This is a genomic window from Rhizobium sp. PAMB 3174, from assembly GCF_052908375.1.
In genome coordinates this window covers 3514358-3536327 of record NZ_CM128608.1, presented here as the reverse complement: position 1 = coordinate 3536327, position 21970 = coordinate 3514358, and the positions used below count along the sequence as shown (strand labels likewise).

Sequence of the window (21970 nt, the reverse complement as noted above, 5' to 3'; positions counted from 1 at the left end):
ACAGTCCTTCAATATCAATGCGTATAGGTGAAATCGGAAATATAGCGGGTGCCGGAGACAGCCTTGCCGGAACCGGCGGAGGTCAGCGGCACGACGATCTCGTTCGGGCTTTCGCGCATGTCCTCGACCGCGGCGTCGATGTGCAGCTGATAGCCGGCATCGAACAGGGCGTCGGTCAGGTCGAGCGAGATCTTCAGAGACTGCCCCGAGCCGACGCTGGCGCCGGTGATGCCGTTGATCTCGGCGGTGTTGCCGCCGGTGGCGCGGTACCAGCCGCTCAAGTGCCGGTAATAGCGCGAACGGCCGCCGGCCATCCAGAGACTGCCGGCATAGTTGCCCTGCGCGTCGGTCAGATAGTAGGCGAGATAGGCACCGTTGCCGCCGTAGTCGCGCAGGTTTGTCGTCAGCGTCACCTGTCCCGCGGAAGCGATGCCGGGAAGGGTCAGCGCGGTGGTGACCGCCAAAGCGGCCAGAAGCGATTTCAGTCTCATTCCAGTCTCCTTCGTCTGTCCGTGGGTCAGTTGATCTGGACCTGCGGCTTGCTGCCCGGCGTGAACAGGCCGTTGGCTGGCGGGTTGGCCTGCTGCATCATCGGCATTCCCGGATTGCCGCATCCGCCAACGCCATCGTCGTCGTCCTCTTCTGCCTGGCAGCGACAGTCGTTTGCCGCGTAATGATCGTCATCGCCGTCCTGATGACGGCCGCCTTCGTGGTCCTCCGACTGCCAGAGGCCGGTTCGCATGCCGAGATGCTTCCATCCGTCGAACGATTGCGCCTGACTGGCGAAGAGGGCGATGATGCCGGCACCGGCGAGGCCGGCAAGAACAAGCTTGGTCTGTTTCATGGTCTGGTCCTCGGTGTTGAAAAGGGAGGCAATACGCCGTCAGCGATGGCCGTGGCGTTCCTCGATTTCGATGACCTCGAGCGTGACGGGATCGATCTTCGCTTCGAACCGGCGGCCGCTTTCGTCCTGGCCGTAGACCTCGTAGCAGCCGTCATCGATCTTGATGCGCTTCAGCAGCCAGCCGCGTTCCTCCGCCAGCGCGCGAACGGCGTCGCGGCCCTTCCAGTCGCGGGTCGGCTGTTCGCAGTCGTCCCTTGCCTGTACGGATGTTGCTGCCATGATCGCCATGGCGACGGTGGGCAGGATGCCGGTTTTCATCAATCACGTCCTCTCGTTGTCAAAGCGATCATTTGCCGCCAGCCTGACGGGCACCTGACGAGCGCCGACGCATTGCTTCAGCTTCCCGTAAGGTGGCGGGTGGACTAGAAGGGACAGGTAGAGCGAGAAAGGTCGTCCATGAGGGTTCTGTTGATCGAAGACGATGCGGCGCTGGGCGCGGCGATCCGCGACCAGATTGCCGCCGATGGTCACTCCGTCGACTGGATGACCCGTCTCGACCAGGCCCGCGACGCGCTCGCCGCGGCCAACTACGATCTGGTGCTTCTCGATCTCATGCTTCCCGACGGACTGGGCATCCCGTTTCTCAAGACGCTTCGGGCGCGCGGCGACGTGACGCCGGTCATCATCTTGACCGCGCTGGACCAGGTGACTGACCGGATTGCCGGGCTGAATGCCGGCGCCGACGACTACATGGTCAAACCCTTCGATCTCGCGGAACTTTCCGCCCGAATCGGCTCGGTCGCCCGCCGCTACACCGGCAATCCCAATCCCATCATTGCCCTTGGACCGATCACCATCGATCTCGCCGGCCGCAGCGTGCGGGTCGACGGCAAGCCGGTCGTGCTGACCGCGCGCGAATGGGTTCTCTTCGAAGCCTTCGTCCAGCGTCCAGGCCAACTGCTATCGAAGTCGCAGCTCGAAGAGCGCCTCTATTCCTTCGATGCCGAAGTCGAAAGCAACGCCATCGAGGTGCATGTCAGCCGCCTGCGCAAGAAGCTCGGCGCCAATGTCATCGAAACCGAACGCGGCCTCGGTTACCGGCTGGGTCGCCCATGAGGATGATCTCTTCGCTTCAGGCCCGGCTGGCGATCGTCATCGGTGTTTGCGTGACGCTGCTGTGGCTGGCTGCCGCAGCCGTGACAGCCCATCGTCTGAATGAGGAAATGGAGACGGTCTATGACGACGGGCTGAAGGCGACCGCCGAGCGCATCCTGCCGATCGCCCGCCACGACCTGCGCGAGGGGCATGCAAGGAAATACGAGACCGAAGACAATGACGATGGTGACGACGACGGGAGTGATCTGCGCGGCGCCGGCGAGGCCCGCTATGGCGAGGACGTCACGTTCGTGGTGCGGGATCGGTCCGGGCAGGTCCTGATCGCATCCAAGGGCGCCGATGCTGCCATTTTCCCGGCCATGAGTGACGTGGGGTTCCAGAGCACCGACACGCACCGGCTTTATTATGACGCCTCCCCGGATGGCAGGCTGACGATCGCCGTCGCCGAGCCGCTGGACCATCGCCGCGATCTGTCGCGCCGCATGCTGATCGGCCTCCTGCTGCCGTTGCTGGTCGTCATTCCGTTGAGCCTTCTCGCCATTCTGTTTGCGGTTCGCTACTCGTTGCGGCCGGTGCGCGCTCTGCGTGAAGGGCTCGCCAGCCGTGGCGCACAGGATCTGTCTCCTTTGCCGGACAGCGGCCTGCCGTCCGAACTCCTGCCGATCTCGGCGAGTGTCAATCAGCTCATGGACAGGCTGTCGTCCGCCTTCAACGCCGAGCGGGCCTTTGCCGCCAACGCAGCGCATGAGCTTCGCACGCCGGTCGCCGGCGCGATCGCCCAGGCGCAGCGCATTCGTTCGGAGACGAAGGAGGAGCTCACCGCCCGGCGCGTCAACGAGATCGAGACGACGCTGAAGCGGCTGATGCGGATGTCGGAAAAGCTCATGCAGCTTGCCCGTGCCGAAGGCGGGCGTTTGCGGTCGGACGAGGCTTCCGACCTGCGGACGGTCGTCACGATGATCGTCGAGGATTTTCAGCGCATGGGAGAGGCTCGCATCGAGCTGACCCTGCCCGAGACCCCGGTGCTGTCGCTCCTCGATCCGGATGCGGTCGGCATATTGTCGCGCAACCTCGTGGAGAACGCGTTGAAGCACGGCGCGAAGGATCGCCCGGTGGAGGTCACGCTGGACGCTGATGGCCTGCTGACCATTGCCAATGCCGGAGCGCCCCTGCCGCCGGAGGCGATGGACAGGCTGATGCACCGGTTCGAGCGCGGCAATATCAAGATCGGCGGCGCCGGGCTCGGCCTCGCCATCGTCAAGGCGATCGCCGACCGCGCCGGGGCAACTCTTGAAGTGCTCTCGCCGCGACCCCTCGGCGAGGGTGGCGTCGAGGTCAAGGTCCGGCTTCCTGTCGCCTGATGTAAGGGGCCAAGAAATATGGCCTGTTGGTGCCTTCCGGCTTTCTCTATGATATGCAGCCGGAGACTGAAATGACGCGAGGGGAATAGACGGCGTGCCATCCGAGAAACGACAGCCGCGGAAAGTCGGCATCAAGGACGTATCGCGGGAGGCAGGGGTTGCCGTCAGCACCGTTTCGCATGTCCTCAATGGCACTGCGCCGATTTCGCAGGAGGTGCGTGCCCGCGTTCTGGAGGCCGCCCGTGCCCTCGGCTATCTGGCGAAGCGTCAGCAGAAGGGCGCCATCGCGTCGCTGAGCACGCTCTATCTGGCAGTGCCCCCGGGCAACCTTCCCCATAACGACATCAATCTCGTCTCCTGGACGTTGCTGACCGCACTGTCGCGGGAATGCGAAGCGCGCGGCATTCGTGTCGTTGCCCATAACGGCTCTCCGCAGCTCGACGCCGCCGAAATCATCGCCGGCGCCCGGGCGGCCGGGGCCGAGGGGATCGTGGTCGTCTATGACGACAGTTCGAAGCTCCTCAAGGGCCTGACGGCCAGCGAGATGGCGGTCGTGCTCCTGAACGGCGAGGATCCGTCGATGAAGGTCGACACTGTCGCTCCGGCCAATCGCTATGGCGCGCGGCTTGCCACCGAATGGCTGATCGAGCGCGGCCACCGCCGTATCTTGCATCTCACCTGGCGCGGCCGCAGCACGATTCTCAGGCGCGAGGACGGGTTTCACGATGCCTTTGGCGAACACGGGCTGGCCCCGGAGCAAGGCCGTGTTCTCTATACCGAAGGCTACGAGCCGGCGCATGCGCGCGAGGCATTGCGGGCTTTCGTGGCCGAGCATGGCGGCCTGGACGGCTTTACCGCAGTCTTCTGCGCTGCCGACAATCTGGCAATCGGTGCGCTCGGCGAGTTGCAGGCGCTCGGCTTCCGTATTCCGGCCGACGTCGCCGTCGTCGGTTTCGATGGCGTGGCGCCCGTGGACCTCACTCAGCCATCGCTGACCACCATCCGCGTCCCGCTCGACGAACTGGCCGCGGCCACCATGCAGGTTCTCGAACAGCGCCTTTCGAGCGTCGGCGGCGTCAAGCCGGCGACACGCATCGAGCTTGGCTGCCGTCTCGTGGAACGCGACAGCGCGGGGGCTCTGCAGGGCGCCTGAATTCGTGAAAATAATTTTTAGTTTGCATTTCAGCCTGTGATGACCAATTGTCAAACACAGAGCTTTATAGCGTCCTTATAGCGCAATTCTTCGTGTCCATGGCTCGATCATGGCGCATACGTGAATAGAAATATTTTCACGATTGGGTTTTGGCTTTACGGATGCGTGCCTCATGACATTGTACCAGTTCTGCCGATAGAGACTTCTTCATGCCTGAGCCCAAGATCACGGAATTCGCAAATGAAGACGCCGGTTTCGCGGTCGGCCGCGGAGAGACGGTCACCGCCTGGGCGATGTCGGCGATCGATGCCTGGTATTTTCCCGGTAAGTCGACGCTTGCGGAAGATCGCGTCAATTACCGCTTCATCAACGGCTTCGTCGATGTCGGCGACCTGCCTTGCCGCGTGGCTCTCTGGCAGGAGATCAAGACACGGACCGTCGAGCCCAATGTCGACTTTGCCGTCGACAGCCTCTACCTCCCGGGCTTCAGCCGCCGGGTCGAGTTCTCCGGCTTCTGGCACCGGCCGACACGGCTGGCGCGCTGGCTGAAGACGACGATCGTTCCCGGCAGTGCCGGTGATAACGCCTTCCGGCTGGCGACCTGCGGCGGTGTCCGGATCTGGGTCGACGGTGTCGAATGCGTCGTTTTCGAGCCCTTCCAGCGCAACCGCGAATCCGAAACCGTCGTCCACCTGCCTTTGAAGGCTGGCGGCTCGGAGGTTCTGGTGCTGACCGAGGAGCTCGCCGAGCGCGACGCGCTCTGGTATTTCGAGCTGACGTCGCTCACCGAGGAGCGCCTCGTCGTGCGTCTGCCCGTTGCCGTGTCCGGCGCCACCATTGCCTTGCTGAAGGACCTTGCCACCGACGTTCATCCTGAACCAATGCATGTGCGTGACGGTCGCTTGCGTTTGAAGGTCGGTCTCCCGGCGGCTGTTGACGTGACGGTTCACGCCCGCATCCTGCCGAGCGTGCATATGCGCCATACGCCGCCGCTTCTCGATTCGAGCGGCGTTTTGAAAGCGGGCTCGACGCTTGTGGACCTGCCGGGCGCCGAAGCGCTGCCGGACGGCTACCATCCGCTCGACCTGACATTCTCCGTCGGCGAATGCCGGGTCGCGCGGCATATCGCCTCTGCCACCTTCACGGAACCCTTCCTGGACATGGCGGGCCGCCCGCTGGCCGAGCGCAAGCGGCTGGCGCTCACCCACGCCGCAGCGAAGGGTGAGGCCCGGATCGGGCGAGCGCTCGCGAAATTGGCGATCGGCGAGCCGGTGGACGAAGTCTTCCGGAAAATCCTCTCCGATACAATTGCCGGCATCGACGAGCGGCGCGACTGCTCCGATTTCGTCATGGTCCCGCTTCTCTGGCTTTATGCGGACCACGGCCAAAGCCTGCCGAAGGATCTGCAGGACGAGATCCGCCGCGCCATGCTCGACTATCGCTACTGGGTGGATGAGCCCGGCAACGATGTGATGTGGTTCTGGAGCGAGAACCACGTGCTCTGCTTCCATGTCTCGCAATACCTCGCCGGACGGCTACTTCCGGACGAGACATTCCGCTGCTCGGGCCGAAGCGGCGCCGAACAGGCACGGATCGGCGAGGAACGGCTTGGAAAGTGGTTCGATTCCGTCGAACAACATGGGCTCGCCGAATGGAATTCCGCCGCCTACTACCCGATCGATTTCATCGGCCTCCTGGCGCTCCATCACCTCGCCGACGGCTCCATCAAGGCGCGTGCAACTGCGCTTCTCGACCGGCTGATGGTGATGATCGGCCTTCATACGCTCGCCGGCGTTCCCGCGGGTACGATGGGGCGCGCCTATGACAAGGAACTGCGCGCAGGCCCGCTGACCGAGCTTGCGCCTTTCGCCACCGTCGCCTTCGGCAAGGGCTGGCTGAATGATGGCGTTGCGGCCCTGCCGATGTTCTGTGCCGGAGCCTGTGAGCCGCCGGTAGCGGCCCTGTCCGTCGTCGAGCCCGCACCCGGCAAGGCGCTGACGGCGCATTACGTGCAAGGCCATGACGAGGCGGCCCGGCTGGTGCTCTACAAGTCGGCCGCCGTCCAGCTCTCCTCGATGATGGACGGCAAGCCCGGTGGGCGCGGGCACCAGCAGCACATCGTCGACCTGCGCTTTGCCTCCAATCCCTTCGCGCGAGCCTGGATCAACCATCCGGGCGAAGATGATCCCTGGGGCAGCCAGCGTCCCTCCTACTGGGCCGGCAATGGCTCCATGCCGCGCGCTGCGCAATACGAGAACGTTGCGCTTCTCCTCTTCGATCTCGGCGAGGACGCCCGCCAGACCTTCACGCACGCCTATGTCGAGGCTGGCGCATTCGACGCGGTCGAGCGCCACGGCAACTGGATCGTGCTGAGGGGCGGCCGTGGCTTTGCTGCCATCAATGCGACGGCGCCGATAGAGGCCGTGACCGAGGGGCCGGGCGCCAACATCGAATTCCGGGCAGCCGGCCGCCGGTGCGGCTGGGTCGCGGTGATGGGCGAGGGTGATGGTGACGCCGGCTACGCTGCCTTCATCGACCATCTCGCAGGCGTGACGCTGTCGCTCGCTGAATCGGGGACATGCCTGACGCTTGAGCGCAAAGGTCAGGATAAACTTACGCTTGACTGGAGCGCCGGCCTCTCGTGCGGCCAAACGCCATACATCTTTCCCAACAGAAGCCTCGATCCGGCCATCCGGACCATCGATGCCTTCTCGTTTTGACCAAGTGCTTGCTGACAGGACCGCCGATGCCGATCGACCGAGATACCCTTTCCGAAACCCTCTCCCGCGTGGCGACGGGTCTTGCCCGTCTGAAGGGCATGAACGAAACCGCCGCGATTGCCGAGGGCATTTACGAGCTCCAGTTCGACGAGTGGGACTGGGAGGTCGGTGTCGGCATCTATGGCCTCATCCGTCACGCTGAAGCGGTCAAGGATAAGTCGCTGATGGCGGCGATTGCCCGCTGGTACGACTGGCAGATCGGCCGCGGCCTGCCGCCGCGCCAGGTCAACTCCTCCTCGCCCATGCTGGCGCTCTCCGTCCTGATCGACCATGTCGACAGGCCGGATTGGGAAGCGCTGGTCAAGGACTGGGCGGAGTGGCTGGTGACCCGGCTCGCCCGCACCGAAGACCAGGGTTTCCAGCACGTCGTCAAGGAGCGCATGAACGACGGCGAGCTCTGGGACGATACGCTGTTCATGACCTGCCTGTTCCTCGCCCGTGCCGGAGAACGCTTCGGCCGGCAGGACTGGATTGAGGAGGCCTTCTACCAGTTCCTCGTGCATGAGCGCTACCTTGCCGATCCGGTCACCGGGCTCTGGTATCACGGCTGGACCTTCAACGGCCGCAACAATTTCGCCAACGCCTTCTGGGCGCGCGGCAATTCCTGGATCACGGTGGCCATTCCGGAACTCTTCAGTCTCGTCTCGAAAGTCCCGGATCACCTGCGCCGGCATCTCACCTTCATTCTGTCGTCGCAGGTCAGGACGCTCGTCGCCAATCAGCTCGACAACGGCATGTTCTGCACGCTGGTTTGCGATCCGGGTTCTCCGCCGGAAACATCGGCCACGGCGGCGATCGCCTACGGCATCCTCCTCGGCATCGATCTCGGCCTGCTCGACGAGAGTTTCCGGCCGGCGGCCGACAAGGCGCTTGACGCCGTGCTTGCGCGCATCGACGAAAACGGCATCGTGCTCGAGGTCTCCGACGGCACGCCGATGGGCCATTCGCTCGATTTCTACCGCCAGATCCCCAACGTCCCGGCGCCCTACGGCCAGGCCCTCGTCATGCTGCTGCTGGTGCGGGTGATGATGGAAGCGGAGACGGTTGCCGCCTGAGCGTTCAACCGAGGGAAGCGACCGAGCTGCGCTCGATCAACTCCGTCGGAATGATGATGCGCTTTGCCGGGCCGGTGCCGCCCTTCAACCGCTCGACGAGCATCTCGGCAACGGTCTTGCCCAGTTCATAGACGGGCTGGTTGATGACCGTGACGGGGGGCGTCGTGACACTCGTCCAGTCCGCGTCATGGAAGGTGATCAGCGACAGATCATCGGGGATCGACAGCGCCATGGCTCGGGCAGCGCGAAAGACCTCCAGCGCGATCAGGCTGTCGGAGGCAAGGATCGCGGTCGGCCGATCTGCGGCGCCAAGCAGTTCCTTCGCCAGCCTTCCCGCGTCTTCCGGGCCTTTTGCACCGAGGCGGACGAGACGTTCGGGTGATGAAATACCGAAGCGCCGGCAGGCATTCATGAAGCCCTGGATGCGGTCGCGCACGGACGCCGTGAAGATGTCGCTCGTTTCGTCATAGATGCGCTCCGGCGTATCGCAGGCCGTCATGTAGACGACGTGCCTGTGACCATTCTTGAGCAGCAGGTCCGTGGCGCTCTCGGCGGCCTCGCGATCGTCGACCGTCACCGTGTCGACATCGAGCTCCGGCACGGCGCGGTCGAGAAGCGCCAGCGGCCGGCCGGTGCGGACGATGTCGTTCAGATGGTCGATTTCGCTGCGGCGAGATGGCGTGACGATAAAGCCGTCGACACGCTTGGCCAGAAGCGTTCTGACCGCCGCCTTCTCCGCCTCGATCTTCTCGCTCGAATTCGCAAGGATCACCGTGAAACCGGCAGCGCGCGCGACGTCGGCAATGCCCCGCACCGCCGACGAAAAGAATGGGTTCTCGATATCGGCGACGACCACGCCGATGGCGCCGGAGCGTCCGGTCGTCATGCTGCGCGCCAGTTCATTCGGCCGATAGTCGAGCTTGGCCGCCGCCGCCAGCACCTTCTGCCGCACCGTGTCGCTGACCACGCCATACTTTCCAAGCACGCGCGCGGCGGTCGCCTTGGAGACGCCCGCCATGATGGCGACGTCGGCGACGGTGATGGACGGTTTTGCAGTGCTTTCGTCGTTCATTCCATCAGCTTTACAAGACATGTTGACGACCGGTCAATGTGAATATAACAATTATCAAATCGTAATGAGACCGGTCTCAATATAGAAAGAGACCGGTCTCATACTCGAAAATAAGAAAAACCGGTAGGCGCGGCTGTGTCGATCGGACGGGCGGTTTCGTCCGTCTGTCGGCAAGGGGGAAACTTTGTCTTCTGCCAGCGGCCGCCAAGCCGGATCAGCAATCATGCCAACAGAGCGGAGAACGCCACGATGACAATGCAAAACGCCACTAGAGCATTTCTCAATCGATGCCGGACCATTGCAGCCGCAACGGTTCTCGCCTTTACCGGATTTTCAGCGCCCCTGGCAGCAGCCGACAATCCCTACAGCCTGATCGACCCCGGCCAGATCAGCGTCGGCACGATGGGGGATGCCAAGCCCTACGCCTTCGTCACGGCCGACGGACAGTTTACCGGCTTCGACATCGAGTTCTTCCTGAATGTCGTGGAACGGATGGGCTTCAAGAAGGACCAGGTGGTCTTTACGGGCCAGGATTTCGCGGCGCTCATGCCGTCGGTCGCCAACGGCCGCTTCGACGTGGCGGTTGCCGCCATCGGCACCACCGACAAGCGCAAGGAAACTGTCGACTTTTCCGATGGGTACCTTGCCGGCTATCTTTCCGTTCTGACGTCCGACGCTGCCATCAAGGATGCCGTGACGCTGAAGGGCAAGCGCCTCGGGGTCGTGCAGGGCACGTTGCAGGAGATTTACGCGACGAAAAACTTCCCCGGTACGGATCTCGTCAAGTTCCCTGACAACAATTCCGCAATCGTGGCGCTGAACAACGGCACCATCGACGCCCACTTCCTCGACTACGAAGCCGCAAAGGACTACGCGGGTCGTTATGACGGTCTGAAGATCACCGTCAACATTCCGAGCTTCGACGCACCGGCCGGCTTCGTCATCCGCAAGGGCAACGACGCCTTCCGCGAAGCGCTCAACAAGAGCATTCACGAGGCGATGCAGGACGGTACCTGGAAAACGCTTTACGAAAAGTGGTTCCCGGGCTCGCCCATGCCGGAAGAGTATCTTCCCAAGAAGTAAGCTGCCGACCGCCCGCAGGCTGAAAGGCCTGCGGGCGGGAAGCCGTGCCCGCAGACAGGGCATTCGACTGGGAAGGACTGTTCTGAATGACATTTCTTGAAAGCCTGCACCGCACGTTCCTGGACTGGGATGCGATGGCGGAAGTCTTGCCGACCATGTTTGCCGTCGGCCTGAAAAATACCCTGATACTCGCCGTGGCGTCCACCATCATCGGCGTCATCCTCGGCATGATGCTCGCCGTCATGGGCATTTCGCAGTCTCCCTGGCTGCGCATTCCGGCCCGCATCTACACCGACATCTTTCGCGGCCTGCCGGCCATTCTGACGATCCTGCTCGTCGGCCAGGGCTTTGCCCGCTTCGGTCGCGATCTCTTCGGCCCGTCGCCCTTTCCCTTGGGCATCATGGCGCTGAGCCTGATCGCCGGCGCCTATATCGGCGAGATCTTCCGCGCCGGCATCCAGAGCGTCGAGCGGGGACAGATGGAAGCCTGCCGGGCGCTCAGCATGAGCTACGGACAGGGCATGCGGCTCATCGTGGTGCCGCAGGGCATCCGTCGCGTTTTGCCGGCGCTGGTCAACCAGTTCATCGGCAATGTGAAGGATTCGAGCCTCGTCTACTTTCTCGGCCTGCTGGCCTCCGAACGCGAGATTTTTCGCGTCGGGCAGGATCAGGCGGTGGTGACGGGCAATCTCTCGCCGCTGCTGCTGGCCGGAATATTCTACCTGTCGATTACCGTCCCTCTGACGCACGTCGTCAACTACATCGACAATCGCCTGAGAACGGGGAAGAACACGCCGACCGCGGTCACCAGCGGCCTTGCGGAAATCAGCGAACTCGAGACAACCGAGGAGCGGGGTGCCGGCGAGGTGCCGCGTTTCAAGGGTGGCAGTCTGGAGACGCACAATCTCGGCATGGCCTACGGCGCCCTGCAGGTACTGAAGGACGTGAACCTGACCATCCCTCCGGGCACCGTGACCTGCATCATCGGTCCGTCCGGCTCGGGCAAGTCCACCCTGCTGCGCTGCCTCAATCGCCTGGTCGAGCCGGCCGCCGGCGATATCCGCCTGGATGGAGACAGCATCCTGAAGATGAAGCCGGAGCGGCTGCGCCGCCGGGTCGGCATGGTGTTCCAGCACTTCAACCTCTTTCCGGATCACACGGCACTTGAGAACGTCATGCTGTCGCTGACCAGGATCAAGGGTCTGCCGAGAGAGGAGGCGCGTGCGATCGCCACCGCCCGGTTGACCGATGTCGGATTGGCGAACCGCCAGCACCAGCGGCCCGGCAGGCTGTCCGGCGGCCAGCAGCAGCGCGTCGCTATCGCCCGCGCACTGGCGATGGAGCCGGAAGTCATCCTGTTCGACGAGGTCACCAGCGCGCTCGATCCCGAGCTGGTCAAAGGCGTCCTCAACCTGATGGCGGATCTTGGCTCGAGGGGCATGACCATGGTCGTCGTCACCCACGAGATGGGCTTTGCCCGCAGGGTGGCCGACCAGGTGGTGTTCATGGATGAAGGCCGGATCGTCGAGATCGGGACGCCCGACGACCTGTTCGACAATCCGCAAAGCCCGCGCCTGAAGCGATTCCTCGCCGAGGTGCTCTGAAAAACTCCGTAAGCAGCGGAGAACATAATGATGGAAATCAGGAAAGCAGAAACAATGAAAGAGAACAGAATTGCCAGTGCGGTTGTCATCGGCGGCGGCATCTTCGGCGTATCGACCGCGGTGCAGCTTGCCCGCCGCGGCGTCAAGGTCACGCTCGTCAATGACGGGGCGGTCTCGAACGGCGCTTCCGGACGCTCGCTGTCCTGGCTGAACTCCTCCCGCATGCGCTCCGATGCCTATCATCGACTTCGCATGGCCGGCATCGACCGGTACCGCTCATTGGCCGCCCGCTACCCGGACGCAAAATGGCTGCGGTTCGACGGCGGCCTGACCTGGGATGCGGACAACGACAGGAACGAGATCGCTGCCGCATACGATCACGAGGTGAAGCTTGGCTATGATGCCGTCCATCTTGCCGCGGGCGATGTGGCTGCCGTAACCCCCGGCGTCGATCCGACAACGATCACGCCTCAGGGCGCCATTTTCAATCCCGGCGAAGGCTGGGTCGATCTGCCGAGCCTGATCGCCGTGCTGCTGGAGGAGTTTCATGAGCGCGGCGGCCGCCTCATCACCGATGCCGGCAAGGCGGGTGTCATCATCGAGGCCGGTCGGGCGACGGGCGTGGAAATGGCCGGCGGCCAGCAGATCCTGACCGATGCCGTACTCCTGGCAACTGGGCCCTCGGTTCCGATGATGGCCGCCGAACTTGGTCAGACCATCGGCGATGCGACGCCGATCTCGTTGCTGGTGACCACAAAGCCGATCGACCATCCGCTGAAAGCGGTCCTCAACACGCCGCGCGTGGCGATCCGCCCGACGCCGGACAGGACCTTCGCGCTCGATTCTGGGTGGTCGGAAGAAGAGGTGGAGGAGCAGGCGGACGGCACCGTCAAGGTTCGGCAGGAGACGCTGGACGGGCTGCTGGCCGAAGCCTCGCGCGTTCTCGAAGGCAACCCGAAACTGGAACTGGCTAGCTACGGCGCCGGGCGCAAGCCCATCCCGGGCGATGGCGAGCCGGTCTTCGGGGAATTTGTCGCGATTCCCGGCTGCTTCGTTGCCTTCAGCCACAGCGGCGCCACCCTGGGGTTGATTGCCGGAGAACTGCTGGCTTACGAAATGGCGACGGGCAAGCGCCATCCCATGCTGGAGCCCTTCCGCCCGGAGCGCTTCAGCGCAGCCGGCTGAGGCACCTCTTGTTATCGTTGAGAATGGGACCGGCCGCAGTTGATCTGCGGCCGGTATCGCGTTTTGGATGAACGAAAGTTATAAACATTCCAAAACGTTTCGGGGAATTTTGACGTAAACGCTTTGGACAATGGCGTCATCTGTGTAAATTGCCTCACGAAGTGGGTGAGGAAGGGCTTTTGCAATGGCGACCTTGAAGGATATCAGCCGGCATCTCAATCTGTCGGTGACACAGGTCAGTCGCGCCCTGAACGGCTACTCGGATGTCAACGAGAACACCCGAAAGCGCGTTCTCGAAGCCGCCAAGGAATTGAATTATCATCCGAATATTGCCGCGCAGAAGCTGGTATCCGGCCGCTCCGGCATGGTCGCCCTGGTGCTGCCCAAGCACCCGCAGCTGTCGTCGGACAACAATTTCCTCGAAGTCGTCAGCGGGTTATCGCAGGTCTTTTCCAGCCGCGACATGCAGTTCGTGCTGCATATCGCGCGCGAAGACGACGAGATCATTTCCGTTTACCGCAAGCTGATCGACCGTGGCGCACTGGACGGCTTCGTCGTGGTCGAGCCGCTTCTGGAAGACCCGCGCATCAATTTCCTGCGCGAGCGGCGGGTGCCGTTCGTTGTGCACGGGCGCACGCGGACGCAGACGGACTACCCGTATTACGATATCGACAATGATGGCGTCGGTTATCATCTCACGCGCCATTTGCTCGACAAGGGCCACAGGCGGATCGCATTCATCAACGGTCTGGAAAAGAGAAACTATTCGCTCGCCAGAACCGACGGATACCGCAAGGCGCTGGAGGAGGCAGGCATCGCGTTTGATCCCGATCTGATGCGCTACGGTCGAATGAATGATGCTCTGGGCATGATTTCGACGGTCCAGCTTTTCACCGGGGCGGCCCCAAGGCCGACTGCCGTGATCTGCGGTAACACATTGGTTGCGCGCGGTGTTTACGCCACGCTGAAGTCGCTCGGCCTCACCGTCCCGGATGATGTTTCGGTCGTCGCCCACGACGACGTGCTGCCGGATGTGCGCGGCTCCGCTTTCTATCCGGCCTTGACGGTAACGAAGGCGGCGCTCCGCAACAGTTGGGCGCCGATGGCCGCCTATCTTGTCGGTGCGATCAATGGCGAGCCGGTCGAGAGCCTGCAGGAAGTCGCGGTTTCCGAGTTCATCGAGCGGGCCTCCGTCGCGCCTCCGAAGTCCTGAAGCAACGCGTTTCTGCAACCTCCGATATCTTCGATGGTCAGTCGTATTGACAGCCATAATGGCTGGTGTTAGCTTTCCGAAACGTTTCGGATTTTCGGCCTCGCAATAGAGGAAACACGGAGCGTTAGAAGTCGCAACGGGCGTGGGAGTGCCCGTTCCGCAATTCAACGGGAGGAAATTGGCATGGATATGCAGGGAATTTGCCGTGCACTGCGCGGCACGGCGGCAACGCTCGCCTTTGTTTCGGTGGCCGGCCTGGCGCAGGCGGAGGAGATCACCTACGTCTCCGGCGCCGTCGGCAACGCGGTTCGGGATTTCAAGACGATCGTCGCGCCGTGGGAGAAGGAAACCGGCAACAAGGTGACCCTTGTCCCGATGCCGGCTTCGACGAGCGACCAGTTCGGCCAGTATCGCCTTTGGCTTGCCGCCGGCAATGCCGATATCGACCTCTACCAGACGGATGTCATCTGGGCGCCGCAGCTGGCCGACCAGTTCGTCGACCTGACGGACGTGGCCAAGGATCTCATTCCGCAGCACTTTCCTTCGATCATCGAGTCGCAGACGGTCGACGGCAAGCTGGTCGCCCTGCCGATCTTCACCGATGCGCCGGCGCTCTTCTACCGCAAGGACCTGCTCGAGAAATACGGCATGGAAGTGCCAAAGACCTGGGAAGAGCTGACCGATACGGCCAAGAAGATCCAGGACGGCGAGCGCGCCGCCGGCAGCAAGGACATGTGGGGCTATGTCTGGCAGGGCAATGCCTATGAAGGCCTGACCTGTAATGCGCTGGAATGGGTGAAGTCCTTCGGCGGCGGCCAGATCGTCGAGCCGGACGGTACCATCTCGATCAACAATCCGAAGGCGGTGGCCGCTCTCGAGCTGGCCAAGACCTGGCCCGGCAATATATCGCCCGAAGGCGTGCTGGCCTATCAGGAAGAAGAAGCCCGCGGCGTCTGGCAGACCGGCAATGCCGTCTTCATGCGCAACTGGCCCTATGCCTACACGCTCGGCAATGGCGACGACAGCGCGGTCAAGGGCAAGTTCGACGTGACCACGCTGCCGACCGGCGGCGACAACAAGACGTCGGCCGCGACGCTGGGCGGCTGGAATGTCGCCGTGTCCAAGTATTCCAAGCACAAGGACGCGGCCATTTCGCTGGCGCTCTATCTGTCCGGACCGGAAGCGCAGAAGACCCGCGCGCTGATCGCCTCCAACCTGCCGACCATCGTCAGTCTTTATGACGATGCGGATATCGCGGCCAAGCAGCCGATCGTCCCGCGCTGGAAGGACGTCTTCATGAATGCAGTGCCGCGTCCGTCCGCGCCGACCAAGGGCAAGTACAACGAGGTGTCGTCGAAGTTCTGGTCCGCGGTTCACAACACGCTCTCCGGCGACGGCAGCGCGGCGGACAATCTCGAAATCCTTGAGGCCGATCTCGAAGACCTCAAGGGATCCGGCTGGTAGCCTCCGGCCAGCCGCAGGCAGGACGGGGCGGTCTTCGACGGCCCCGTCCGCTGACCAGCATTCCCGGATTGCGCCTCTCGAAGGCCGCAACGAATTGCGACACTGGCATGGGAGCCCGTCATGTCGAGCATTCAGACCGAGACCTATCCATCCCCGGCGGCCGACAGAGGGCCAAGCCTGCAGCAGCAGCGTGCCCGTGCCGCCTTCTGGTTCCTCGCACCCATGCTGTTCGCGCTTGTCTGCGTTGCCGCATGGCCGCTGTTCAGGACCATCTATTTCTCGTTTACCGACACGTCGCTCACCAATCTCTATGGCGGCAAATGGGTCGGCTTCGACAACTACCTCTCCTTCCGGCAACTGAGCTCCGGCCGCATCCTCTGGCGCGGCACGCTGGTCGATCCGGCTTGGTGGAACGCCGTCTGGAACACCGTTCGCTTCTCGATGGTCTCGGTCGCGTTCGAAACCGTGCTCGGCCTCATGGTCGCGCTGGTCCTGAACGCCCATTTCGTCGGACGCGGCATCGTGCGCGCCGCCATCCTCATTCCCTGGGCGATCCCGACGATCGTGTCGGCGCGGCTGTGGGGCTGGATGCTGAACGACCAGTTCGGCATCATTAACGACATCCTGCTCAATCTCGGCATCATCGACCACAAGATTGCCTGGACGGCGAATGTCGACACCGCCATGTTCGCGGTCCTGATCGTCGACATCTGGAAGACGACGCCGTTCATGGCGCTCCTCTGCCTCGCCGGCCTGCAGATGATCCCGCGTGACATCTACGAGGCCGCCAGGGTCGATGGCGTCCACCCGGTCAAGGTCTTCTTCAAGGTGACGCTGCCGCTGGTCCGTCCGGCGCTCATGGTCGCGGTCATCTTCCGGGCGCTCGATGCGCTGCGCATCTTCGACCTCGTCTACGTGCTGACGCCGAATTCGAAGGCGACCAAGACCATGTCGATCATCAGCCGCGAAAACCTCATCGACTTCGACAAGTTCGCCTACGGCTCGGCGCAGTCGACGCTGCTCTTCGCCATCATCGCGATCTTCGTGTCGCTCTACATCTGGATCGGCAAGGTCAACCTGAGCGGGGAGGGCGAACGATGACCATGGATATCGTCAAGAAGACGGCCTTCTACGCCGTCGTCGTTCTGATCGTCGTGATCTCTGTCTTCCCGTTCTATTACGCGATCCTGACCAGCTTCAAGACCGGGACGGCGCTGTTTGAGGTCAACTATTTCCCGACGAGCTTCGATCTCGCCAACTACAGGTCCGTTTTGTCGGCACCCAATTTCACCCGCAGCATCCTGAACTCCGTGTTCATCGCCGGAGTTACCGTCATCTTCTCGCTGTTCCTCGCGGTGACGGCGTCCTACGCACTCGCCCGCGTCCGGTTTCGCGGCCGTGCGCTCCTGCTGATGACGATCCTCGCCGTCTCCATGTTTCCGCAGATCGCCGTGCTGGCCGGCCTGTTCGAGATGGTCCGCTATATCGGCATCTACAACACACCCTGGGCGATGATCCTCAGCTACACGATCTTCACACTGCCGTTCACGGTGTGGGTGCTGACGACCTTCATGCGCGACCTGCCGGTCGAGATCGAGGAAGCGGCTATCGTCGACGGGGCGACGCCCTGGGTTGTCATCACCCAGGTCTTCCTGCCGCTCCTGTGGCCGGCGTTGGTCACCACCGGGCTGCTTGCCTTCATCGGTGCGTGGAACGAGTTCCTGTTCGCCCTCACATTCACCTCATCGGAAACGCAGCGTACGGTGCCTGTCGCCATTGCCCTTCTCTCCGGCGCTTCGGAATTCGAAACGCCCTGGGGCAATATCATGGCGGCGTCGGTCATCGTCACCGTACCGCTGATCATTCTCGTTCTCATCTTCCAGCGCAAGATCGTGGCCGGCCTCACCGCCGGTGGCGTCAAAGGCTAGGTTTGGAGGCTCACACATATGGCCCAGATCAATCTCAAGAATGTCCGCAAGAGCTTCGGCGCGCTGGAAGTCATCAAGGGTATCGACCTTGATATCAAGAGCGGCGAGTTCATGGTTTTCGTCGGCCCCTCCGGCTGCGGCAAGTCGACCCTGTTGCGGATGATCTCCGGACTGGAGGACATCACCTCCGGAGACCTCCTGTTCGACGGCGAGCGGGTGAACAATGTCATCCCGTCCAAGCGCGGCATTGCCATGGTCTTCCAGTCCTATGCGCTCTACCCGCACATGAAGGTCTACGACAACATGGCTTTCGGCATGAAGCTCGCCAACGCCACCAAGGCGGAGATGGACGAACGGGTGCGGAAAGCCGCCGACATGCTGCAGATCGGCCATCTGCTCGACCGCCTGCCCAAGCAGCTCTCCGGCGGCCAGCGCCAGCGCGTCGCCATCGGCCGGGCGATCGTGCGCGATCCGCGCGTCTTCCTTTTCGACGAACCGCTGTCCAACCTCGACGCGGCCCTGCGTGTGGCAACACGCCTCGAGATCGCCAAGCTGCATCATGGTATGGAAAACGCCACGATGATCTATGTCACGCACGACCAGGTGGAGGCGATGACGCTCGCCGACCGGATCTGCGTGCTGCGCGACGGCCGGGTGGAGCAGGTGGGCACGCCCGCCGAGCTCTACGAGCGCCCGACTTCCATTTTCGTCGCCGGCTTCATCGGCTCGCCGAAGATGAACTTCCTGACCGGAGACATCGCCAAGTCCTTCGGATGCGAAACGCTGGGCATCCGCTCCGAGCATATCGACATCGTCGAAGGCGAGGGGCTGTGGTCGGGCGAGGTCGTCCATGCCGAAGATCTCGGCTCGGACAACTACCTTTTCGTCGACATCGGCGTCGGCGAACCCGTGCTGGTCCGCCAGCCCGGAAAACTGAAGATAACATACGGATCGAGGATCAACCTTAGACCGCAGGAACAGCACTTCCATCGCTTCGATGCGAACGGGAAGCCCATCAGCTGATTGAGCCCCCGCCGTCAGGCACGGCGGACCCCAAGTCCATTTTCAATCCGGCAACGCCTGGCGCCGGATGCTGGAGTTATTCATGAAGATCAGAACCGTTGTGTGGGGCGAAAACGTCCACGAACAGAAGAACAAGATTGTCTCGGATCTCTATCCCAAGGGCATGCATGCCTGCATCGCCGACGCGCTGAATGCGAACGGCGACATCGAGGCGACGACGGCGACCCTGCAGCAGCCGGAGCACGGGCTGACGCAGGAACGCCTCGCCAAGACCGACGTGCTGATCTGGTGGGGACACGCCGCCCATGGCGACGTCTCCGATGCGGTCGTAGAGCGCGTCTGCGAAGCGGTCTGGTCCGGCATGGGCCTGATCCTGCTGCACTCGGCCCATTTCTCCAAGCCGCTCAAGCGGCTGATGGGCACGCCGTGCAACCTGACCTGGCGCGAGGCCGGCGAGCGTGAGCGCCTGTGGGTGACCAGCCGCAACCATCCGATCACGAAAGATCTGCCCGACCATTTCGAGCTTGAGAACGAGGAAATGTACGGCGAGCCCTTCGGCGTGCCGGAACCGCTGGAAACGGTCTTCGTCAGCTGGTTCCAGGGTGGCGAGGTCTTCCGCTCGGGTCTCACCTACAAGCGCGGCGCTGGCAACGTCTTCTATTTCCGCCCCGGCCACGAGACCTACCCGACATATCACGACGGCAACGTGCAGACCGTCATCCGCAACGCCGTTCGCTGGGCCTACAACCCGATGGCGCGCGTTGAGAACGTCACCGCTGCTCCGAATGTGCCGGTCGAGACCGCACCCGAGAAGATCGAGGAGCGCGGCCCGAAACTGCACCAGGCCGGCGAGGAAGGCTACCGCTGAGCGCAAGTCGCTCAAGCGCAGTCAAAGATCAGGAACAGGACAATGAAACAGGCCAACACATCCCTTCGGGTGCTGATCCTCGGCACCGGCGGCATGGCACGCGTCCACGCCGAATCCTTCAAGAAGATCCCCGGCGTCGAGGTCGTCGCCGGGGTCGATATGCGCGCCGATGCGCTGGACGTCTTCTGCGATACCCACGGCATCGAGCATCGCTTCACCTCGCTCGAAGCGGCGATCGAATGGGGTGGCTTCGACGCAGCCTCCAACGTCACGCCGGACTCCGTCCACTACGCCACGACGCTGACGCTGCTTGCTGCCGGCAAGCACGTGCTTTGCGAGAAGCCGCTGTCGACCGATTTCGGCCGCGCCAGCGAAATGGCGGAAACGGCTAGGGCTGCCGGCGTGGTCAACATGGTCAACCTCAGCTATCGCAACTTCGCGGCAACGCAGAAGGCCGCGGAAATGATCAAGGCCGGCACGCTCGGCACGATCCGCCATTTCGAGGCCAACTACCTGCAGAGCTGGCTGACCCAGTCCAAATGGGGTGACTGGCGCACGGAATCGAAATGGTTGTGGCGCCTGTCGAAGCGGCATGGCTCGAAGGGCGTGCTCGGCGACGTCGGTATCCACATCATCGACTTCGCGACCTATATCGCCGACAGCCTGCCGGTCGAGGTGTCCAGCCGCCTGAAGACCTTCAGCAAGGCGCCGGGCGACAAGATCGGCGAGTATGATCTCGACGCCAATGACAGCTTCGTCATGCATGCCGAGCTTGCCGACGGCGCCATCGGCACCATCACGGCCACGCGTTTCGCATCCGGTCACCACAATGACCTGACGTTGCGCATCCATGGCGACTTCGGCGGCATGGAAGTCTCGCTCATCAAGAACAAGGGCTATCTGCGCGTTTGCCTTGGTGAGGATATGCTGACGGAAGAATGGCGCGACGTGCCGCTCGATAACGTGCCGGACATGTACGAGCGCTTTGCTGCAGCCTGCATGGGCAAGGGGCCGATAGAGCCGGACTTCGGTCGAGGTGCCGCACTGCAGCGCATCCTCGATCTTGCCGAGGATTCCAGTGTTGCCGGCGGTCTGTCGATGAAGGTTGGCGAGCAGGCCCTGGCATTGGACGGCGACGCATCGGTGGCGCCAGCTACCGAGCCGTCCAGGGCGCACACCGGCTGAACGCCTTGACGCTTTAAATGACAACGCCCGCCCGGATGTTTCTGAGGCATCCGGGCGGGCGTCTTCACTGAGAGCGGAGGCGCTGTCAGAAGGGCGAATCCGGGAAGTAGTAGTTCGCGGCATTGTCCTTGGTCACCAGCGTCGCATCGAGCGTGTAGGTGCCGTGGACCGGGATCTTGTCATAGAGGGCAGCGACGGTCAGCTCGATCGCCGTGCCGACCATTGCCGGCGGGTACAGGATATCGACCGGGATCATCTTGTCGCCGTCCATGACTCTCTTGATCATGTCCTTCGAGCCGGCGCCGGCAATGACATACTTGATGTCCGTCCGCTTGGCCTGCTCGATGGCCTGCAGCACGCCGACGGCCATGTCGTCGTCCTGGCACCAGACCACGTCGATCTGCGGGTACTTGGTCAGGTAGTCCTGCATGACCTTGAAGGCGTCGTCGCGGTTCCAGTTGCCGAACTGGCGATCGAGAACCTCGACGTTGGAGCCCTTGATGCCTTCATCGAAGCCGTCCTGGCGCTGCTGGTCGATCGGGATCGGCAGGCCGCGGATCACCACGACCTTGGCGTCAGGCGTGTTTTCCTTGATGTATTCACCAGCCACGCGGCCGAGCGCCGGGTTGTTGCCGGCGACATAGAGGTCGCGAACCGTACTGTCGTTCACGCTCGGCGCACGGTCGACGATCGTGACGAACGTGCCCTTTTCCTTCACCTGCTTGATGGCGTTGACCAGCGGATCCGGATCGGTCGGCAGGATCACCAGTGCGTCGAGCCCCTGAACGGCGAGGTCCTGGATGGCGTTTGCCTGGCTTGCCGGATCCGGCGAGGTCTTCACGATCACCTTGGCGTCCGGATACTCCTTCTGCACAAGTGCGGCCACGCGCTCGGCATGATAGACGACGCCGGCGGTCCAGCCGTGGTCGGCGGCGGGGATCGATACCCCGATCGTCTTCGCTTCCTGGGCATAGGCGGTGCCCGTCAATGTGGCGGCGACAAATGCGACGCCCATAAGCTTCTTCAACATGTCTCA

Annotated in this window: 20 protein-coding genes; 15 read left to right on the top strand and 5 right to left on the bottom strand. The window is 62.9% G+C overall.

The window, feature by feature from the left end:
- Positions 1 to 14 precede the first annotated feature (14 nt).
- From ACU5AY_RS17030 to ACU5AY_RS17020, 3 genes are read right to left on the bottom strand one after another with little or no spacing between them, the layout of a single operon-like run.
- A complete protein-coding gene (locus ACU5AY_RS17030) occupies positions 15 to 485 on the bottom strand; it encodes a DUF2271 domain-containing protein (protein WP_446829047.1) in 471 nt (156 codons plus the stop codon).
- 32 nt (positions 486 to 517) lie between these two features.
- A complete protein-coding gene (locus ACU5AY_RS17025) occupies positions 518 to 844 on the bottom strand; it encodes a hypothetical protein (RefSeq protein WP_446827091.1) in 327 nt (108 codons plus the stop codon).
- Positions 845 to 883: 39 nt separating this feature from the next.
- The gene (locus ACU5AY_RS17020; protein WP_446827090.1) at positions 884 to 1162 is read right to left on the bottom strand and encodes a PepSY domain-containing protein; all 279 of its coding nucleotides are present in this window, start codon (positions 1160 to 1162) and stop codon (positions 884 to 886) included.
- Between the two features lie 138 nt (positions 1163 to 1300).
- Here ACU5AY_RS17020 and ACU5AY_RS17015 point away from each other — a divergent pair, with 138 nt between their 5' ends.
- The 5 genes from ACU5AY_RS17015 (at position 1301) to bglB (ending at position 8309) form a co-directional block, all read left to right on the top strand.
- Entirely contained in the window at positions 1301 to 1960 is a 660-nt protein-coding gene (locus ACU5AY_RS17015; protein WP_446825856.1) for a response regulator transcription factor, read from the top strand.
- A complete protein-coding gene (locus tag ACU5AY_RS17010) occupies positions 1957 to 3321 on the top strand; it encodes a sensor histidine kinase (protein ID WP_446827089.1) in 1365 nt (454 codons plus the stop codon). Before ACU5AY_RS17015 ends, ACU5AY_RS17010 begins: the two co-directional genes overlap by 4 nt.
- Before the next feature lie 94 nt (positions 3322 to 3415).
- Positions 3416 to 4474 carry a LacI family DNA-binding transcriptional regulator gene (locus ACU5AY_RS17005; protein WP_446827088.1) on the top strand — a complete coding sequence of 353 codons (1059 nt, stop codon included), beginning with the start codon at positions 3416 to 3418 and terminating at the stop codon, positions 4472 to 4474.
- Between the two features lie 209 nt (positions 4475 to 4683).
- The gene (locus ACU5AY_RS17000; protein WP_446827087.1) at positions 4684 to 7194 is read left to right on the top strand and encodes a hypothetical protein; all 2511 of its coding nucleotides are present in this window, start codon (positions 4684 to 4686) and stop codon (positions 7192 to 7194) included.
- 26 nt (positions 7195 to 7220) lie between these two features.
- The gene (gene bglB / locus ACU5AY_RS16995; RefSeq protein WP_446827086.1) at positions 7221 to 8309 is read left to right on the top strand and encodes a beta-galactosidase BglB; all 1089 of its coding nucleotides are present in this window, start codon (positions 7221 to 7223) and stop codon (positions 8307 to 8309) included.
- A 4-nt stretch (positions 8310 to 8313) separates the two neighbouring features.
- Here the strand turns inward: bglB and ACU5AY_RS16990 are convergent, their stop codons facing one another.
- Complete coding sequence (locus ACU5AY_RS16990; protein WP_446827085.1) at positions 8314 to 9381, bottom strand: LacI family DNA-binding transcriptional regulator; 1068 nt, start codon at positions 9379 to 9381, stop codon at positions 8314 to 8316.
- Positions 9382 to 9636: 255 nt separating this feature from the next.
- On the opposite strand from ACU5AY_RS16990, the gene ACU5AY_RS16985 reads away from it, so the two are divergent.
- The 10 genes from ACU5AY_RS16985 (at position 9637) to ACU5AY_RS16940 (ending at position 20934) form a co-directional block, all read left to right on the top strand.
- Positions 9637 to 10464 carry an ABC transporter substrate-binding protein gene (locus ACU5AY_RS16985; protein WP_446829046.1) on the top strand — a complete coding sequence of 276 codons (828 nt, stop codon included), beginning with the start codon at positions 9637 to 9639 and terminating at the stop codon, positions 10462 to 10464.
- Positions 10465 to 10550: 86 nt separating this feature from the next.
- On the top strand, positions 10551 to 12068 hold the full coding sequence (locus tag ACU5AY_RS16980; protein ID WP_446827084.1) for an amino acid ABC transporter permease/ATP-binding protein: 1518 nt from the start codon (positions 10551 to 10553) through the stop codon (positions 12066 to 12068).
- Positions 12069 to 12122: 54 nt separating this feature from the next.
- Positions 12123 to 13253, top strand: coding sequence for an NAD(P)/FAD-dependent oxidoreductase (locus ACU5AY_RS16975; RefSeq protein ID WP_446827083.1), 1131 nt, complete (start codon positions 12123 to 12125; stop codon positions 13251 to 13253).
- A 184-nt stretch (positions 13254 to 13437) separates the two neighbouring features.
- Positions 13438 to 14466 (top strand): substrate-binding domain-containing protein, encoded by a 1029-nt coding sequence (locus ACU5AY_RS16970; RefSeq protein WP_446827082.1) that lies wholly within the window; start codon positions 13438 to 13440, stop codon positions 14464 to 14466.
- 189 nt (positions 14467 to 14655) lie between these two features.
- Positions 14656 to 15930 (top strand): ABC transporter substrate-binding protein, encoded by a 1275-nt coding sequence (locus tag ACU5AY_RS16965; protein WP_446829045.1) that lies wholly within the window; start codon positions 14656 to 14658, stop codon positions 15928 to 15930.
- A gap of 120 nt (positions 15931 to 16050) precedes the next feature.
- Positions 16051 to 17031: a carbohydrate ABC transporter permease gene (locus ACU5AY_RS16960; protein WP_446827081.1), complete on the top strand. Its 981-nt coding sequence runs from the start codon at positions 16051 to 16053 to the stop codon at positions 17029 to 17031.
- The gene (locus ACU5AY_RS16955; protein ID WP_446825849.1) at positions 17028 to 17858 is read left to right on the top strand and encodes a carbohydrate ABC transporter permease; all 831 of its coding nucleotides are present in this window, start codon (positions 17028 to 17030) and stop codon (positions 17856 to 17858) included. Before ACU5AY_RS16960 ends, ACU5AY_RS16955 begins: the two co-directional genes overlap by 4 nt.
- 18 nt (positions 17859 to 17876) lie before the next feature.
- Positions 17877 to 18881, top strand: coding sequence for an ABC transporter ATP-binding protein (locus tag ACU5AY_RS16950; RefSeq protein ID WP_446827080.1), 1005 nt, complete (start codon positions 17877 to 17879; stop codon positions 18879 to 18881).
- Between the two features lie 82 nt (positions 18882 to 18963).
- Positions 18964 to 19749, top strand: coding sequence for a ThuA domain-containing protein (locus ACU5AY_RS16945; RefSeq protein ID WP_446827079.1), 786 nt, complete (start codon positions 18964 to 18966; stop codon positions 19747 to 19749).
- A 42-nt stretch (positions 19750 to 19791) separates the two neighbouring features.
- On the top strand, positions 19792 to 20934 hold the full coding sequence (locus tag ACU5AY_RS16940; RefSeq protein ID WP_446827078.1) for a Gfo/Idh/MocA family protein: 1143 nt from the start codon (positions 19792 to 19794) through the stop codon (positions 20932 to 20934).
- An 85-nt stretch (positions 20935 to 21019) separates the two neighbouring features.
- Here the strand turns inward: ACU5AY_RS16940 and ACU5AY_RS16935 are convergent, their stop codons facing one another.
- Positions 21020 to 21964 (bottom strand): substrate-binding domain-containing protein, encoded by a 945-nt coding sequence (locus ACU5AY_RS16935; protein WP_446827077.1) that lies wholly within the window; start codon positions 21962 to 21964, stop codon positions 21020 to 21022.
- Positions 21965 to 21970: the final 6 nt, after the last annotated feature.

Coding starts and splice junctions, on each gene's coding strand:
- ACU5AY_RS17025 (WP_446827091.1), bottom strand. CDS start 844: ATGAAACAGACCAAGCTTGTTCTTGCCGGCCTCGCCGGTGCCGGCATC.
- ACU5AY_RS17020 (WP_446827090.1), bottom strand. CDS start 1,162: ATGAAAACCGGCATCCTGCCCACCGTCGCCATGGCGATCATGGCAGCA.
- ACU5AY_RS17015 (WP_446825856.1), top strand. CDS start 1,301: ATGAGGGTTCTGTTGATCGAAGACGATGCGGCGCTGGGCGCGGCGATC.
- ACU5AY_RS17010 (WP_446827089.1), top strand. CDS start 1,957: ATGAGGATGATCTCTTCGCTTCAGGCCCGGCTGGCGATCGTCATCGGT.
- ACU5AY_RS17000 (WP_446827087.1), top strand. CDS start 4,684: ATGCCTGAGCCCAAGATCACGGAATTCGCAAATGAAGACGCCGGTTTC.
- bglB (WP_446827086.1), top strand. CDS start 7,221: ATGCCGATCGACCGAGATACCCTTTCCGAAACCCTCTCCCGCGTGGCG.
- ACU5AY_RS16990 (WP_446827085.1), bottom strand. CDS start 9,381: ATGAACGACGAAAGCACTGCAAAACCGTCCATCACCGTCGCCGACGTC.
- ACU5AY_RS16985 (WP_446829046.1), top strand. CDS start 9,637: ATGCAAAACGCCACTAGAGCATTTCTCAATCGATGCCGGACCATTGCA.
- ACU5AY_RS16980 (WP_446827084.1), top strand. CDS start 10,551: ATGACATTTCTTGAAAGCCTGCACCGCACGTTCCTGGACTGGGATGCG.
- ACU5AY_RS16975 (WP_446827083.1), top strand. CDS start 12,123: ATGAAAGAGAACAGAATTGCCAGTGCGGTTGTCATCGGCGGCGGCATC.
- ACU5AY_RS16970 (WP_446827082.1), top strand. CDS start 13,438: ATGGCGACCTTGAAGGATATCAGCCGGCATCTCAATCTGTCGGTGACA.
- ACU5AY_RS16965 (WP_446829045.1), top strand. CDS start 14,656: ATGCAGGGAATTTGCCGTGCACTGCGCGGCACGGCGGCAACGCTCGCC.
- ACU5AY_RS16960 (WP_446827081.1), top strand. CDS start 16,051: ATGTCGAGCATTCAGACCGAGACCTATCCATCCCCGGCGGCCGACAGA.
- ACU5AY_RS16955 (WP_446825849.1), top strand. CDS start 17,028: ATGACCATGGATATCGTCAAGAAGACGGCCTTCTACGCCGTCGTCGTT.
- ACU5AY_RS16950 (WP_446827080.1), top strand. CDS start 17,877: ATGGCCCAGATCAATCTCAAGAATGTCCGCAAGAGCTTCGGCGCGCTG.
- ACU5AY_RS16945 (WP_446827079.1), top strand. CDS start 18,964: ATGAAGATCAGAACCGTTGTGTGGGGCGAAAACGTCCACGAACAGAAG.
- ACU5AY_RS16940 (WP_446827078.1), top strand. CDS start 19,792: ATGAAACAGGCCAACACATCCCTTCGGGTGCTGATCCTCGGCACCGGC.
- ACU5AY_RS16935 (WP_446827077.1), bottom strand. CDS start 21,964: ATGTTGAAGAAGCTTATGGGCGTCGCATTTGTCGCCGCCACATTGACG.